This is a genomic window from Streptomyces sp. NPDC005181 (genome assembly GCF_040608395.1).
Classification (GTDB): Bacteria; Actinomycetota; Actinomycetes; order Streptomycetales; family Streptomycetaceae; genus Streptomyces.
Map to the genome: position 1 here is coordinate 1 of NZ_JBEXID010000040.1, position 15951 is coordinate 15951.

The following is a 15951-nucleotide window of genomic DNA, read 5'->3' on the forward strand; positions in this document are numbered from 1 at the left end:
CGCGGTGGAGCCATGAATCCCACCGCAAGACCGCCCGAGCCAAGACCGTCGAGGACCTCATCGCGGCGTAATCAACCGGCCACCCGACAGGCTCTAAGGGGGCAACGTCGACCGGTGACGACCGACAGTGACCGCCCTTCCGGGCTTGATCGTCCGTGCCGCCCTGATCAGGGGGCTCCGAGGTACCCGTTTCCGTCCTGGGGTGGACGTCAGGCAAGATGGGGTGTATCTGCCCACACCTCTATTGCTGCCGGACGGTTTCTCTTGGCTGAGTTCATCTACACCATGCGCAAGACGCGCAAGGCGCACGGCGACAAGGTGATCCTCGATGACGTCACCCTGAACTTCCTGCCCGGCGCGAAGATCGGTGTCGTTGGCCCCAACGGTGCCGGTAAGTCCACGGTGCTGAAGATCATGGCGGGCCTGGAGCAGCCGTCCAACGGTGACGCGTTCCTGTCGCCCGGGTTCAGCGTCGGCATCCTCATGCAGGAGCCGCTGCTCGACGAGTCGAAGACCGTGCTGGAGAACGTCCAGGACGGCGCCGCCGAGATCATGGGCAAGCTCACGCGCTTCAACGAGGTCGCCGAGCTCATGGCGACGGACTACTCGGACGCGCTGATGGAGGAGATGGGCAAGCTCCAGGAGGACCTGGACCACGCCAACGCGTGGGACCTGGACGCCCAGCTGGAGCAGGCCATGGACGCCCTGGGCTGCCCGCCCGGCGACTGGCCGGTCGTCAACCTCTCCGGTGGCGAGAAGCGCCGCGTCGCGCTCTGCAAGCTGCTGATCGAGGCCCCGGACCTGCTCCTCCTCGACGAGCCCACCAACCACCTCGACGCCGAGTCGGTGAACTGGCTGGAGCAGCACCTCTCGAAGTACGCGGGCGCCGTCGTCGCCGTCACGCACGACCGGTACTTCCTGAACAACGTCGCCGAGTGGATCCTCGAGCTGGACCGCGGCCGCGCGCTCCCGTACGAGGGCAACTACTCCACGTACCTCGACAAGAAGTCCACTCGCCTCAAGGTCGAAGGCCGCAAGGACGAGAAGCGCGCCAAGCGGCTCAAGGAAGAGCTGGAGTGGGTCCGCTCCAACGCCAAGGGCCGGCAGACCAAGTCCAAGGCACGTCTCGCCCGGTACGAGGAGATGGCGGCCGAGGCGGACAAGATGCGGAAGCTGGACTTCGAGGAGATCCAGATTCCGCCGGGCCCGCGGCTCGGTTCCATCGTCGTCGAGGTCAACAACCTCTCGAAGGCCTTCGGCGACAAGGTCCTCATCGACGACCTGTCGTTCACGCTGCCGCGCAACGGCATCGTCGGCGTCATCGGTCCGAACGGCGCGGGCAAGACCACGCTGTTCAAGATGATCCAGGGCCTGGAGACGCCGGACTCCGGCGCCATCAAGGTCGGCGAGACCGTCAAGATCTCCTACGTCGACCAGAGCCGCGCCAACATCGACCCCAAGAAGACCCTCTGGGCGGTCGTGTCGGACGAGCTCGACTACATCAACGTCGGTCAGGTCGAGATGCCGTCGCGGGCGTACGTCTCCGCGTTCGGCTTCAAGGGTCCGGACCAGCAGAAGCCGGCCGGTGTCCTGTCCGGTGGTGAGCGCAACCGCCTCAACCTGGCGCTGACGCTCAAGGAGGGCGGCAACCTGCTGCTCCTCGACGAGCCCACCAACGACCTCGACGTCGAGACCCTGTCCTCGCTGGAGAACGCACTCCTGGAGTTCCCGGGCGCCGCAGTGGTCATCTCCCACGACCGTTGGTTCCTGGACCGTGTCGCCACGCACATCCTGGCGTACGAGGGCGAGTCCAAGTGGTACTGGTTCGAGGGCAACTTCGAGTCGTACGAGAAGAACAAGGTCGAGCGTCTCGGTGCGGACGCGGCGCGTCCGCACCGCGCCACGTACAAGAAGCTCACGCGAGGCTGATCGTCTTGGCTCGTCATATCTACAGCTGCCCGCTGCGCTGGTCGGACATGGATGCCTTCGGCCACGTGAACAACGTGGTCTTCCTCCGCTACCTGGAGGAAGCGCGCATCGACTTCATGTTCCGGCTGGCGCCGGGGGACGGCTCGCCGTCCTTCGCGGGCGGGTCCGTCGTGGCCCGGCACGAGATCGACTACGTGCGCCCGCTGGTCCACCGGCACGCGCCGGTGACCGTCGAGTCGTGGGTCACGAAGATCGGTGCCGCGTCGCTGACGATCTCCTACGAGATCAAGGACCCGGACCAGGTGTACGTACGGGCCTCGACCGTCGTCGTGCCGTACAACCTGGCCGAGGAGCGGCCGCGGCGGATCTCCGCGGAGGAGAAGCTCTTCCTCCAGGAGTTCCTGGCGGAGGAGCCCGCCGCCGCATGACGGTTCCCGTGCAGTCGCTGGAGTTCGCCGACATGAGGGAGGCGGCGGATCTTGCCGCCTTCCTCGGCCGGCTGCTCCATTACGACCGGGCGGCCGCCGTACGGCTGCAGGCGGGCGGCGGCGCGCTGGCCGTGTTCGGCAGGCCGCCGTCGTTCGAGGTCCTCGCGATCCGGACGGCGCGGCTGCGCGGCACGCATGACCTCGACGTCACCGTGTCCGCCGGTGAGCTCCTCGAATCGCTCGACATCGAGGGCGGAAGCCACGAGGCGTACCGCGTGGGCGCCCTGCCCGCGCCCGTCACCGGGCCGCCGTGGACGGGGGTCCTCCCGCCACGCGGCGGCTGGCACGAACAGCCTGGACTGCCCGGCCCCGTCTCCCTGCGCGCCGAGCTGAACGCCGCGGTGGCGGAGTTCCGCTCCCGCGACGAGGCGCTGCCCGCGGACCGCCGCACCAGAGCGGAACGGGACCTGATCGGCCGCGAGATCTGGTCGCACACGGTCGGCGACACGGAACTCCCGCTGCGCGCCGTCCACGCCGCCCAGTCCCTGGGCTTCCTCCGCCCGGCCCCGGACTATCCCGTTGCCCTGCTCGCCTCGGGCCCCTGGCTGCGGCTGCGTACCCCGTTCGGCTCGATCGCCCTGCGCGGTGCGGGCGGCGGCCTCGGCGATCTCGGGGTGACCGTCGGCGCCCGCTGACGCCGCGGCCGGAACGGACCTGCGGGAGAGATGCCCGCTACCCGCGCTGCTGGTCGTCCGGCCACACCCCGATGTGGTCCTGCTCCAGCTCCAGCATCACGCGGTGCTCCATCCCGAGCGTCTCCGTGTAATCGGCGGGCAGTTGCAGTCGCCCCGCGCGGTCGAGCATCGCGTACTCGCGGGCCACCTGGGACTCCTGGCCCGTCGCCGCGTCCACCTCCGTACGGCGCAGCACCTCGGACGACGTACGGCCGTCGCGGATGGCGACCGTACGGCGGACCTCGCCCGCCACCGCCTGGTCGTGGGTGACGATCACGATCGTCGTTCCCAGCTCCTCGTTGGCCCGGCGGAACGCGGCGAAAATCCGCTCGCCCGTCGCCGAGTCCAGCTCGCCGGTCGGTTCGTCGGCGAGCAGCACCGAGGGGTTGTTGGCGAGCGCCACCGCGATCGCCACCCGCTGCTGCTGGCCGCCGGACATCTGCGCGGGCCTCCGGTCGCGGCAGTCCGCGACCTCCAGCATCTGCAGCAGCGACTCGGCGCGCGCGGCCCGTTCGCGGCTCCGGCCGCGGCCGCGCAGCTGCATGGGCAGCGTGACGTTCTGGACGGCGGTGAGGTAGGGGAGCAGATTGCGGGCGGTCTGCTGCCAGACGAACCCGACGACGTCCCGGCGGTAGCGGAGCCGTTCCTTCGGGCCCATCGAGAGCAGATCGCAGCCCCCGACCTTCGCCGACCCGGCCGTCGGCACGTCGAGGCCCGCCAGAATGTTCATCAGGGTCGACTTGCCGCTGCCGGACGCCCCGACGAGCGCCATCAACTCGCCCTTGGTGACCAGCAGATCGAGGCCCTGGAGGGCCTGCACCTCCACCCCGTCCAGGCTGAAGATGCGGACCAGCCGATCGCAGGCGATCAGCGCGTCGTGCCCGTACGAGGGCCGGTCGCGGCGTGCGGCGGCCCGCTGTTCGAGCTCCGCCAGCGTGGTCTCGGTCGTCGACGACGTCATGGGGTGTCTCCTGCCCTGAGTTCGGTGATCGATCCACGGCGCCCGGCCCACCAGGCCTGTACGGCTGCCACGGCGGCGGCGAGGGCGACCACGCCGAGCGCCGGCAGCGCCAGCGACCACGGGTCGGCCCGCAGCGGAGCGGTGTCGAATGCGTCGGAGCCCGGTGCGCTGGACAGCGCCAGCTGTACCAGGTCGACGCCGGGTGCCAGCAGGGCGATCGTCGCCCAGCCGACGAGCAGCCCGCCGACGGCGGCCAGCAGAGCCTGCGGCATCGCCTCGAGGCCGAGGAGCCGTCGGCCCTGCCGGAGCGTGAGGCCCATGGTCCGCAGCCGGGCCAGCAGCGCGGTGCGTTCCGGTGCGGTCTGCAGCAGCGACAGCAGTACGGCGAGCAGCGCGTAGCCCGCGCCGGCCGCGATCGCCGTCGCGTAGATCCGCTCCGCGCCCGATTGCATGGGGGTGTCGACGAACGCCGCGCGCTCCTCGGACCGCAGCTGCACGGAGAACGTCGAGCCCGCCCGGTGCGCGGCCGCGCGCAGCGCCTTCGCGTCGAGGGAGCCGCCGGTGACCAGCAGGGTGGTGGTCTGCCGGCGGGTGAGGGCCGCGGCGTCGACGATCAGGAAGTCGGCGTTGTCGACGGCCGGTGTACTCGGCACCGTTCCGACGACCCGCATCGTGAAGTCCCCGGCCTGCGCGTGGAGGTCGTGCGGCCGTTTGCCGAGACGCTCGGCCACGGCCGGTGAGGCGAGGACGGGCAGCACCCGGTCCTGCGACGGTCGCGTGCCCTTCTTGGGCGTTGCACCGTCGGCCTTCAACAGGTCCGTGGGGAACGGTCCGAGACCGGTCGCGCGCGCCAGCTTCGCGTACGTCCCCGGATCGACACCGACCAGCGTGGCACTCTTCGTGTCCTCGACGCCGTCGTCGGACGGCAGAGGTACGACGTACTCGATCTGGACCGGCGCCACATCCCGTACGCCGCCCGCCTCCCGTACGTCCCGGACCAGCCGGTCCGGCACCAGCCGGTTCGGCAGCGGCATCGCTTCGCCCCCGCCACTGATCCGGGCGTCCGCACCGGTGGCGCGCACCGCCGCGCCGTCCCGGGCGTCCGCGACCCCCGCCAGCACCGAGCCGCCGAACGCCGCCGTCGTCAGCGCGACCAGCAGCGCCAGCAGGGCCGGTGCGCCGCTCACCGACGCGCGCCCGGCACGGGCCAGTGCGAGGAAACCGACCGCGCCGCGCAGCCGTGCGACGGTGCGGGAGGCGAGCCGCAGCGGCAGCGGGTACAGGCGGGCGAGGACCAGAGCCGCGATCAGCCCGACCAGTACCGGAGCGGCGCTGACCAGGAAGTCCGTACTGCCGCCTGCGGCGGTACCGCGGCGGCGCAGCGCGGCGACCGCACCGACGGCCAGCACCAGCACGGTGAGTTCGGCAACCGTGCGCCGTCGGGACGGGCGGGCGGTCATCATGTCGTCGCGGCCGCCGTGCAGCTGTGGTCTGCGGTGAAGGAGCGTCGTACCCAGCGGCAGAGCAACACAGACCAGTACGGCGACGGCTGCGGCCCCGACGACCGCGGGCCACAGCCGGGCCCGGCCGATGGCGGCAACGGCCAGCAGCAGACCGAGCGCCGCCGCGGGCACCGTCGTCACCGCGGTCTCGGCGAGCAGCCGCCCGCCGATGCCGCGCAACGATCCGCCGCGCGAGCGCAGCAGGGCCAGTTCGCTGCGGCGGCGTGCGGCGAGCAGACCGCCCGTCATCAGCAGGACTACGGCGGCGACGGCACCGATCCCGACGGCGGCGACCGTGACGACCGGACTGATCGCCGAACGCAGCGCGTCGTACCGGGCGAGGACCACGTCCAGGTCGGTAGTCAGCGTCGCCGTCGGACCCGCCAGCGCACGCAGCTTCAGCAGCTCGGGGCCGCTCTCCAGAGATGCCACCCGGGAACGCAGCCGGTCCACCTCGAGCACGGTGAGCCGGGAGGGGTCCGGCGCGATCCGCCAGTACGGCTCGGGCGCACCGGTCGTGGCGAGCAGTGCGGGCGCCGCGTCCGGCGGCAGCAGCAGGGCCGCTATCCAGTAGTAGCGGGGAGGGCGCTGCATGACGTCCTGCGGGACCAGTGACGGGGTGCGCAGCAGGCGCTCGAACGCCCAGTAGGCGGTATCCGGAAGCTTCGGGGCGACGATGCCGGTGATCCGTACGGTCAGCGGCTCGCTGCCCCGGGTCGGCACTGCGATCGTCGAGCCCACCTTGAGCCCGAGGGTCTTGGCGGTTTCTTCGGTGACCGCGGCCTCGACGTCCTTCGTGGCAGTGGTGACCGCGCCGTGGACGGCGGGCCAGGCGCCGTCGCGCAGCGTGGCGTGGGCCGGGAGGGCCGACGGGGTCGCGTACGTCAGCTTGGGGTCGAGGCCATAGGGCCGGGCCAGCCATTTCTCCCCGGCGGCGATCGGCTCCGTCGTGCGGATGCCATACGAGGACTGGAAGGCGTCGGCGCGCACCGGTTCGGGCAGTCCGGCCAGCACCTTGCGGTGGACCGCCCCCAGCGCCGCCTCGCGCACTGCGGCCGCGCGCTCCGCCTCGACCCCGAGGGCCGGCGGCGGAGCGGTCAGCTCCAGGACGCTGCGCCTGGGGTCCTCGACGACCAGGTCGTGGCGCAGCCCCTTGCTCTCGTACGTGTCGACGGCCCGTGGGAACGCGGCGGCGAGGAATGCCGTGACCAGTACCAGCAACCCGAGCGCGCAGGCGGCCCCGGGCGCGGTACGCAGCCGGGTACGGACCCACGGGGCAAGGGCTGCGGCCCGGGCGACGGCTGCGGAACGACCGCTGTCGGAACGTGGGCTCATGTCAGTTGTCCCCCTGGTGGCGCAGCGAAATCACCGGGTCGGTGCGGCGCAGGGCGATCGTCGCCACGATCAGCAGCGGCAGCGCGGCGACGCCCGCCAGCAGCGCGGTGACCTGCCCGGCCGGCAGCTGCACCAGCACGGGCGGCACCGGCTGGGCGGCCTGCCCGGTCAGCACGATGAGTGGCACGACGGCCCTGGTCAGTACGGCCCCGAGCGCGAATCCGACCAGGAGCGCGATGGCGATCAGCACGCCCTGCTCGGTGGCGATCATCCGGGCCGGCCCGCGGCGCGGCGCCCCCAGCGCCCGCAGCACGGCGAATTCGGCGGACCGTTCGCGCTGCGATCCGACGGCGCTCACCGCGAAGCCGACCGCTGCCAGCGCGGCGGCGACGACCGCCACGGCGAGCAGCGCGGACTGCGGTCCGGCGCCCAGCGGGTCGCCCAGCAGATCCCGGGCCACCTCGTCGCGGACCAGGACCTGCGCCGGGTCGGTGTCGGGCTGCGCACGGAGCGCGGCGGCGACCTTCCCGGCCTGGCCGGGGTCGGTGCTCAGCCACCATTCGGTGGCGGTGAGGACCGCGTTCGGACGGTCCGCGAAGACCTGGCCGAGGGCTCTGAGGTCGAGCAGCAGCGCACCGCCGTCCCGGAGCCGCGACGCCCCGGCGGCAATGGCGGTGGCGGCGCCGCCCGGCCCGGTGGTGGGCACCTGACGGACCGTCCGCACGATCTTCACCCGGACCGTTTCGCCGGCCAGCGTGACATCGACGTCCTGCCCCACTTTCGCCCCGGACGCCTTCAGATAGGCGTCGGTGGCGACCCCGCGGAGCGGCGGGGCCTCGGCGCGGGCCGCAGCGATCCGCACGTTGAGGGTCGGCACGTTGTAGTCCGCTTCCCCGACCGGAACGGACCCGGTGTCGTATCCGAGCGTCAGCGGGTCCCGGTCCGACGCGGCCGTGTGGACGAGGGCGCCCGGCCGCGTCTCGTTGAGCAGACTGGTCGTCAGAGCACCCTGCCAGCCGAACCCGGCCGGGACGGGGACCGGCTGCTCGCCGCCGTCCGCGGTCACGGTCCGCAGCCGGCTCACGGCGACCCGGTGCGTCTCGGCGCGGCCGACGGGCTGCCTGCTGTCCAGCTCGAACCCGGTCACGGCCAGCTCACCGGCGGCCGCCACCGCGAGTGACAGAGGGTGCGCCCGGCCGTCGGCCGGTACGGGTCCGACGAGCACCTGGTACTGAATGCCGTAACGGTCCTCCAACTCCACGGTGACCAGCGGGGCCATGCCGGACGGCGACGTCCGGTGCGGCGCGGCGGCCACGGTGATCCGCAGGTCGAACCGGATCTCCCTGCTGCCCTTCGGCAGCAGCAGCCCGGTCCGCGCGGCCTTCGGCGGTCCGAGCGCGCCGAGCAGCCGGTCCACCGGCTCGCCGGCGAGATCGTCGCGCATCAGCATCCGCTCGTCGGCGTGCGCGGTGTCCAGGGCGACCACGTCGGCCGTGCGGTCGCCGGACAGATCCACCGTGGTACGGAATGCGGGCGCCGCTGCCCGTACCCCCGGCAGCTGTGCGTACGCCCCGGCCTTCGTCGGATCGCTGTTGTTTCCGCCCACCATGCGCACCGACGCGCCGGTTCTGAAGTCGGCCTGGTCGCCCTGCGAACGGTTCCAGGACGCGCTCTGTCCGATCGACAGCATCCCCATCGCGGCAGCCAGGACCAGCAGCAGCACCGGTCCGGCGCCGCGCAGCGGACGACGGCTGAACTGCCAGCCGGCCAGCGCGGTGGACAGTCCCCGGCCGCCCGCCGCACGGCGTTCCGCCAGCCTGGCCGCCGGCGGCAGCAGCCGGAGCGTCAGTACGGTGCCCGCGAGCAGCAGGAGCGCGGGTGCGGCGACGAGCAGTGGGTCGATGCCGAGATCGCCCTCCCGGTCACCGCTGAGCGCACCGTTGCCGGTCTGCCGGTCGAGCTGCCAGTACGCCACCGCCGCGATCAGCAGCAGCCCGATGTCGGCGCCCGCGCGCACCGGCCCGGGCAGTGCGGCGGCCCGGCTGCGGCTGCGCATCCCCGCGCTGGCAGCCAGCGCGGGCGCGACAACGGCCAGCGCACAGGCCAGTGCGACGGCGGCGGCCACCAGCCACACGGTGCCGGTCGCGCCCGCGTCGAGCCGCAGCCCGATCCGGGTCAGCTCACTGCGGTCAGCCAGCAGCCGGGTCAGCGGCCCGGCCAGCAGGGGGGCGATGACGGCGGCGGGCAGCGCCAGCAGCAGCGCCTCGATCGCGGCGAGCGAGGTGATCCGGCCGCGCGAACCGCCGCGGGCCCGCAGCAGTTCCGTCTCCCCGCCGCGCTCCGTGCTCAGCAGCCGGGCCACGAGCAGCAGCGCGTAACCGGCGAGCAGCACCAGCTGCACGGCGACGATCATCAGGGTCGAACGGGAGACCAGCAGCGCCCGGTCGATCTGGTCGAGGACCGTGGGCAGCGAGGTCTGCGCGGTGGCCCCGTCCTTGAACTCCGGGGCGGCGAGGAGCGCCTTCGGACCTCTGGTCGCTGCGGTGTGCAGGGCGTCGATGCGATCCGTGGTGACGGTACGGAAGTCGGCGGCGGCCAGCCACGACATCTCGCCGGGGCTGATCCGCCCGGAGCCGAGCACGGCGGGATCGGTGAGCAGCGGACCGTACGTGGTGAAGACGACCTTGCGGATGCCGCGCCCGCCGAGCTCGTCCAACTGCCAGTACGGGTCGGCCTGGTCGGCCGCCTCGTAGAGACCGGTGATCAGGACCGGCAGCCTGGCGCCGCCGGCGAGCCGGTCGGTGAGCGTGAGTCGCGCGCCGGGCTTCAGCTTCAGGACATCGGCGGCGACGGAGGGCAGGGCCACCTCGACGGGGGCGCCGCTCTTCCCGCTCCCGGCGCCGGGCATGCGGCCCGCGGTGAGACGGACGCGGCTGCGGTCGAGCGAGGCGAACCGGGTGAGATCGGGATCGCCGCGACGGGCCGCCGGAGCCTGCAGGCTCCGCGGCAGCGCGTACGGCCCCGAGGCCTCCAGCGTCCGTACGGTCACCGGCAGGCCGTCGAATGTCTCACGGGCGGCCTTGCGCGCGGACGCGTCGGCCGCCTCCCTCTCCTTGCGCTCCACCTGCGCGGAGATGGCGAGCGAGGCGGACGTGGCGGAGCGGTGGGTGAGCGTGTGGCGCAGGGCCGCGTCGCCGATGGAGCCGGAGAAGGCGGTGAGCGCCGCCAGCACCGATGCGGTGAGCAGGACGGCCAGGACGGCTGCGGCGAGAAGGAGCCGATGCGCCCTCACCCGCAGAAAGACGAACCCCGTCACCTGACCCCCTCGACACAGTCACCCCGCACGCCCCCCGACGCTCCCAGGATGATTTCAGAGAGCACTCACTGCTGGAAACCGCTTACAGGTACACCTTGATACGATCGTGACCGTTATGCGGTGATGGAGCACCGTATTCCGTACAGTCCATGTATGCGGGAAGGGGCTGTGGGAAAGGGGACGGGGGCTGTGCCGTCAGCCCTCGGTGTTCACCATCGAGGCGGCGGCGTACGTGAGGTAGTCCCACAGCTGCCGCTCGTGCTCCGGGGACAGCCCGAGCTCGTCGAGAGCCACCCGCATCCGGGCCAGCCAGGCATCGTGCGCGGCCCGGTCCACCCGGAACGGGGCGTGCCGCATCCGCAGCCGGGGGTGACCCCGCTGCTCGCCGTACGTCCGGGGACCACCCCAGTACTGGATCAGGAACAGTGTGAACCGCTCCTCGGCCGGCCCCAGATCCTCCTCCGGATACATCGGCCGTAGCAGCGGGTCCTCGGCAACCCCCTGGTAGAAGCGGTGGACCAGGCGCCGGAAGGTCTCCTCGCCGCCGACCTGCTCGTAGAAGGACAGCTCCTGAAGCGTGTCGTGCGGATTCTCTGTCACCTGTACATGGTCGCAGACACACCGGCCGAGGACCCGGGTCCTAGGACCCGGGTCCGGACGGCCATCGTGCCTCGTCGCTTCCGGGGGCTGGGAGCGGGAGAGTGGAGGTATGGGCCCCTACCTGGATCAGTTCGCGGAGGCCGGCGCCGAGGCCCGGTGGGCGATGGTGCGGGGGATAGTCGCGGGCGGTGCGCTGAAGGACCCCGCCTGGCGTGCCGCGTTCGAGGAGGTGCCGCGCCATCTGTTCGTGCCGTACTACTTCGTGACCGGGACCGGCGGGCCCGAACGGCTCTGGTGCGAGGATCCCGACCCGGCCCGGCGGGCCCAGTGGCTGTACGGGGCGTACGCGGACGGGGCGCTGGCCACCCGGATCCGGGACGGCGAGCTCGTCTCGTCGAGCAGCCAGCCGTCGCTGATGGCCCGGATGCTGGAGGAGCTGGAGATGGAGGACGGCATGACCGTCCTGGAGATCGGCGCGGGCACCGGCTACAACGCCGCGCTGCTCGCCCACCGCCTCGGCGACGACGCGGTGACCACCATCGACCTCGACCCGGAGATCACGGAGTCGGCCCGCAGGCATCTCGCGGCAGCTGGCCACCACCCGGCGGTGATCACCGGGGACGGGGCGCGGGGGTGCCCCGAGCGGGGCCCGTACGACCGGATCATCGTGACCTGCACCCTGCCGTCCGTACCGCAGGCATGGCTGGCGCAGTGCAGGCCAGGGGCGCGGATCCTGGCGCCGTTCGCCAACGGTCTGATCATGCTGTGGTTGCGGGAGACGCCGCACGGGAGGTGTGCCGAGGGGCGGTTCCTGCACACCCCCGCCTACTTCGTGCCGCTGCGCGGGGCGGTGCCGCCGGTACGCCACCTGCACACCGCAGGACTGCCGAGGCGGGTGGCCGAGAACGAACTGTTCCGGTTCCTGCTGGCGCTGACCGAGTCCACTCTCGACCCGCGCGAGGCCCTCTCCCTCTGGGAGCGTGAGAGAGGCCCCGAGCGGGAGAGGTTCGGCGTCACGGTCCGGGACGGACGGCAGTGGGCCTGGCTGGACGACCCGGAGGGGCCGTACGCCTGGCCCCTGCCCATCGACCGCACGGACTGAGCGTTCCGGTCAGCCGCGCCGGATGGTGATCGTCGTCCACGCCCCGACGTGTACCTGGTCACCGTCCTGGAGCGGAACGGGGACGTAGGGCTGGATCGGGTCCTCGGCGCCGTTGAGCGTGGTGCCGTTCGTGGAGTTCTGGTCGACCACGGCCCAGCTGCCGTCGGGCTGCTGCACCAGCACCGCGTGCTGGTGCGACACTCCCGGGTCCTCCGGCGGCACGGACAGATCGACATCGGGGGACTCGCCGGTGCTGTGCCGACGACGGCCGATGGTGACCTGGTTGCCGGTCAGCGTAAGACGTTGTTCCGGGGAGTACGCGGGCAGGTTGAGCCCGGTCGCCTCGGGACCGCTGCGCTGCATCATCGCCAGGAAGTACTCACGGTCCGGGGCTATGACCGCCGTCCAGCTCGCGGGCGCCTGGTTCGGGACCTGGCTCGGGAACGGCTGCTGCTGCATCGGGGGCCGCGGAGCCTGCGGCTGCGAGGGCGGCGGCAGCATCCAGTCGTCACCGCCCGGCTGCTGAACCTGCGGCGGGGGCGGCGCGGTCTGCTGCTGGAAGGACGGCGGGGGCGGCGGGCCCTGCTGCTGGAACGGATTCGGCGGCTGCTGCGGCCCCGGTCCCGGAGGACCCGGATGACTGCCGGGACCGGACAGCGGCTCGGCCGGACGGTTCACCTGCGAGGGCCGTGAGCTCTGGTATTCGAACGGATCGCGCTGCTGCTGAGGCAGGGGCGGCGGGCCCTGCTGCGCCTGGAAGCCGGGCGGCAGGTTCAGACCGGGCACCGGTCCGCCGGGGCCCCCGGGCTGCGGGGCAAGCGGGGTGTACGAGGTCGCCGTGTTCGTGAGGAAGTTCCACCGGCACTCCTCGCAGAACGGCGCCATCGCCTCACGCGGGGTACGGCACTGCGGGCAGAGCTCGGCCTGTTGCGTCGCATCGGGGCCGGGCCCCTGCGGATAGCCGTAACCGGGCGCGGGCGGCGGGGGAGGCGGCGGGGGGACTGCACCCGCACCGGCCATGCGATGGCCGCAGACCTCGCACCAGTCGTCGGAACCCGACTGGTGTCCGTTCGGGCAGGTCGGCATGTCGGCGCTTCCCCCTCTCCTCGTCCGGCCCCGGGGGCCGTCATCTCTGTTGCTTCGCCGGGTCGCCGAGCCGGCTGGCTGCCGGTCGGCCATCAGGTCATTTCTTCACGCGAACGGTCTTGGTGGAGCGCGTCTCGAGGGTCATCTCGTCGGCCTCCGCGACCTTCGCCTTCAGTCGCACAGTACCCGTCGCCGCATCTACGACGTCCACCACCTTCGAAAGCAGTTTCGCAGTGTCCGCGTTCCCGGAAGCCGATGCCAGCTGCACAGCGCGGCCGAGTTTCGCCGTCGCGCCGTCGAAGTCTCCCGACTTGCGTGCATCGAGTCCCTGTTGGATGACTTGTGCCAGTTCCGCCTGTCCCGTGTAGTGCGCCACCTGCGGATTGATCGAGGTGGACGCCACCATGTCGTCGGTCCACACTGCCCGTACCAGCCCCTGCGAAAGCGTCTGCGGAGCCGCCGCCCCCGACGGGTCGGGGAGGATCAACGAGACGCGGGCCGCGAGCATTTCCTGCCCGATTCCGGCCTCCGGCACCTGTACACACACGTGGTAGTCGCGGGACTCGTCGCCCCAGGACCCGGTCGGGTAGTCCCCGGCGCGCGGGCCCGCCTCGGTGCGGCGGTCGGTCAGCTCGGCGACCGTCGGCGCGACCTGCTTCACGAACTTGATCTCGACCCCGACGGGCGTCCAGAGCCGCAGCGCCACGTCCGCGACCTCCTTGCCCATCGCGTTCTCCATCATCTGCGTGAAGTCCGCGGCGAGCCCTGCCGGGTCGGCGACGATGTCCGCGGTGCCGAGCAGCGCGGAGGCGATGGCTGTGACCTCTTTCACCTCCCAGTCGGTACCGACCCCGCGAGCGTCACAGGTGAAGCGGCCCGCGCATGCGTCGAGCGCGTCCCGCAGGTCCTGGGGCGACTCGTGCTCGTTGCGGCCGTCGGTGAGGAGGATGCCGTGCCGGATGTCCACATCGGCGGCGCCGAGCAGCCGGTCGGTCAGCCGCAGCCAGGTGCCGATCGCCGTACCGCCGCCCGCGCTGAGCCGGCGCAGCGCCTCTTTCGCCTGGGCCCTGGTCTGTGCGTCGGCGCGGGCGAGGCGGCCGTTGCCCGGGTAGACCTCCTTGGCGACGTGCGTACCGCCGACCACGGCGAACGACGTGCCGTCGCGCAGGGTGTCGATGGCAGCGGCCGTCGCGTCGCGGGCGTTGCGCATCTTCGTCGGCGGATAGTCCATCGAACCGGAACAGTCCACCATGATCACCACGGCGGCGTTCGGCCCCCGCCCCGGTATATGGGAGGGCGAGGCGGTCGCACCGGTCAGCGGGACGCCACCGGTGGTGCCGCCGCCGGTCGACGTGACCGTGACGATCGCGTTGACCTCGCGGCCGCCCTCCGGCAGATATTCGTTCTGATACACCTCGACGGAGAACTGCGGCACGTGGGACTTGGAGAAGTTGGCCATCTGATCGGCTCCTGGCGAAGGTGGCAGAGCGGGCAAAAAGTCGCACTGGGCGAGCGGACGGACGGAACGGGACCCAACAGGACTCAAGCGGTGCTGTAGGCCGATCCTGCCCCTTGGGGCGGTACGGCGAACGGCAGCAGAGCCACTGTTACGTTGTCGTGGCCCCCACCGTCGAGCGCGTGACCCACCAGCACCTGGGCACCGTGCAGCGGTCGTTCGTGCGCGTCCGGGGGAACGGCGGCGGCCATGTCGGCGGCCGACTCCGCGTAGTTCCACAACCCGTCCGTGCACACCACCACCAGGCCCGGCCGGTCCGGTTTGAACGAAGCGGTGTGCGGCTCCAGTTCGTACGCATCGGCGCCGAGCCAGCCCGTGATGGCGTGGGCGCGCTCGTCCGCGTACGCCTCGGCCTCGTTCATCAGGCCCGCAGCCACCATCTGCGCGGCCCAGGAGTCGTCCTCGGTGAGCCGTGCGGGCGGGGTGGTGCGGTCGTCCGGCACCCAGTAGACGCGGCTGTCGCCGACCCAGCCGACGACCAGCAGGCCGCCCGCCATGACCGCGCCGACCAGGGTGCAGGCCGGGGCGTTCTGGTGGTGGTGCGGATCGTGCTCCGGGGCCCGGCCGTCGTCGTGGGCCAGCGAGTTGACCGACTCGGCGGCGGCGACGATCGCCTCGTGCATCGCCTGCTGCGGGTGGGCGCCGCGCGGCAGCGACTCCAGCAGCGACTCGTTGGCGGCGATGGCGGCGGCGGCCGAGGCCTCGTCGGGGCGGCTCGCGGAGGAGACGCCGTCGCAGACGATCGCGACGACGGCCGGTGAGCCGTCCGGCAGGGCGGTGGTCGACACGGCGAACGAGTCCTCGTTGCGGTGATGGCGCAGCCCCCGGTCGCTGACGGCGGCCACCGAACCGAGTTCCTGCTCCATGTGGTCGCGCTCGCGGGGCTGGGCGTGACCACAGTTCTCGCAGTAGCCGTCGGGGTCGACATGACCGGCGCGGCAGGCGACGCACAGCTTGGTGCCGGCCGGCGGAGTGAGGGCCGCCTCCGGGGCGGCGGCGCCCGCGGGGGTACGGGGGTCGGGGGCGACGGGCGCGGCCAGCTCGAAGTCAGCCGAGCCGGAGCCGGAGCCGGAGCCGGAGCCCGGATGCGAGCCCGCGGTGTCCGGACGGTCGAAGCGGACCCCTGCGGGAGCATGTACGGGGGCACCGGCCGGGGCATCGCCCGGCGCGGGCGGCTCGGACCGGTCGGCCACGGGGGCGGCCGGCCACTCGACCGAACCCGAAGCCGCCGAGGTGGGTGCGCCCGGCCCGGAAGCCGCCGCTCCCCCCGGCGCACCGCCCTCCCAAGGAGCGGCCATCGCGATCGTCGGACGGTCCTCCGGCGGTGCCGGCACGACCGACAGGTCGTACCCGCACGCGCCGCAGAACAGGTCGCCCGATTCCAGCGGCTCCTCGCAGTTGGGACACCTCGACAAGGCGGTCTCCTGGTGCATCTGCGACAT

Annotated in this window: 11 protein-coding genes; 4 read left to right on the forward strand and 7 right to left on the reverse strand. The window is 72.3% G+C overall.

The genetic code is table 11. The annotated features are described in order from the left end of the window. Window positions 1-264: 264 nt before the first annotated feature. The 3 genes from ettA to ABZV38_RS23950 are packed head-to-tail and all read left to right on the forward strand — an operon-like array spanning window position 265 to window position 3052. Window positions 265-1929, forward strand: coding sequence for an energy-dependent translational throttle protein EttA (ettA, locus tag ABZV38_RS23940; RefSeq protein WP_356330037.1), 1665 nt, complete (start codon window positions 265-267; stop codon window positions 1927-1929). 5 nt (window positions 1930-1934) lie between these two features. Next, window positions 1935-2357, forward strand: coding sequence for a thioesterase family protein (locus tag ABZV38_RS23945; protein ID WP_356330039.1), 423 nt, complete (start codon window positions 1935-1937; stop codon window positions 2355-2357). Beyond that, window positions 2354-3052: a hypothetical protein gene (locus ABZV38_RS23950; protein ID WP_356330041.1), complete on the forward strand. Its 699-nt coding sequence runs from the start codon at window positions 2354-2356 to the stop codon at window positions 3050-3052. The genes ABZV38_RS23945 and ABZV38_RS23950 overlap by 4 nt, the downstream gene beginning before the upstream one ends. Before the next feature lie 37 nt (window positions 3053-3089). Here the strand turns inward: ABZV38_RS23950 and ABZV38_RS23955 are convergent, their stop codons facing one another. From ABZV38_RS23955 to ABZV38_RS23970, 4 genes are all read right to left on the reverse strand, one after another. Then, the gene (locus ABZV38_RS23955; protein ID WP_356330043.1) at window positions 3090-4052 is read right to left on the reverse strand and encodes an ABC transporter ATP-binding protein; all 963 of its coding nucleotides are present in this window, start codon (window positions 4050-4052) and stop codon (window positions 3090-3092) included. After that, the gene (locus tag ABZV38_RS23960; RefSeq protein ID WP_356330045.1) at window positions 4049-6889 is read right to left on the reverse strand and encodes an FtsX-like permease family protein; all 2841 of its coding nucleotides are present in this window, start codon (window positions 6887-6889) and stop codon (window positions 4049-4051) included. Before ABZV38_RS23960 ends, ABZV38_RS23955 begins: the two co-directional genes overlap by 4 nt. Window position 6890: 1 nt before the next feature. After that, the gene (locus ABZV38_RS23965) at window positions 6891-10205 is read right to left on the reverse strand and encodes an ABC transporter permease (RefSeq protein WP_356330047.1); all 3315 of its coding nucleotides are present in this window, start codon (window positions 10203-10205) and stop codon (window positions 6891-6893) included. 195 nt (window positions 10206-10400) lie between these two features. Beyond that, window positions 10401-10805: a globin gene (locus ABZV38_RS23970; protein ID WP_356330049.1), complete on the reverse strand. Its 405-nt coding sequence runs from the start codon at window positions 10803-10805 to the stop codon at window positions 10401-10403. Window positions 10806-10914: 109 nt separating this feature from the next. Here ABZV38_RS23970 and ABZV38_RS23975 point away from each other — a divergent pair, with 109 nt between their 5' ends. Then, entirely contained in the window at window positions 10915-11907 is a 993-nt protein-coding gene (locus tag ABZV38_RS23975; protein WP_356330051.1) for a methyltransferase domain-containing protein, read from the forward strand. A gap of 9 nt (window positions 11908-11916) precedes the next feature. Here the strand turns inward: ABZV38_RS23975 and ABZV38_RS23980 are convergent, their stop codons facing one another. The 3 genes from ABZV38_RS23980 to ABZV38_RS23990 form a co-directional block, all read right to left on the reverse strand. Beyond that, complete coding sequence (locus ABZV38_RS23980; RefSeq protein WP_356330052.1) at window positions 11917-12993, reverse strand: FHA domain-containing protein; 1077 nt, start codon at window positions 12991-12993, stop codon at window positions 11917-11919. 97 nt (window positions 12994-13090) lie between these two features. After that, entirely contained in the window at window positions 13091-14452 is a 1362-nt protein-coding gene (locus tag ABZV38_RS23985; RefSeq protein WP_356330054.1) for a VWA domain-containing protein, read from the reverse strand. A gap of 83 nt (window positions 14453-14535) precedes the next feature. Next, window positions 14536-15951 (reverse strand): PP2C family serine/threonine-protein phosphatase, encoded by a 1416-nt coding sequence (locus ABZV38_RS23990; RefSeq protein WP_356330056.1) that lies wholly within the window; start codon window positions 15949-15951, stop codon window positions 14536-14538.

Coding starts and splice junctions, on each gene's coding strand:
- ABZV38_RS23990 (WP_356330056.1), bottom strand. CDS start 15,951: ATGTCGCAGATGCACCAGGAGACCGCCTTGTCGAGGTGTCCCAACTGC.
- ABZV38_RS23950 (WP_356330041.1), top strand. CDS start 2,354: ATGACGGTTCCCGTGCAGTCGCTGGAGTTCGCCGACATGAGGGAGGCG.
- ABZV38_RS23975 (WP_356330051.1), top strand. CDS start 10,915: ATGGGCCCCTACCTGGATCAGTTCGCGGAGGCCGGCGCCGAGGCCCGG.
- ABZV38_RS23980 (WP_356330052.1), bottom strand. CDS start 12,993: ATGCCGACCTGCCCGAACGGACACCAGTCGGGTTCCGACGACTGGTGC.
- ABZV38_RS23955 (WP_356330043.1), bottom strand. CDS start 4,052: ATGACGTCGTCGACGACCGAGACCACGCTGGCGGAGCTCGAACAGCGG.
- ABZV38_RS23985 (WP_356330054.1), bottom strand. CDS start 14,452: ATGGCCAACTTCTCCAAGTCCCACGTGCCGCAGTTCTCCGTCGAGGTG.
- ABZV38_RS23960 (WP_356330045.1), bottom strand. CDS start 6,889: ATGAGCCCACGTTCCGACAGCGGTCGTTCCGCAGCCGTCGCCCGGGCC.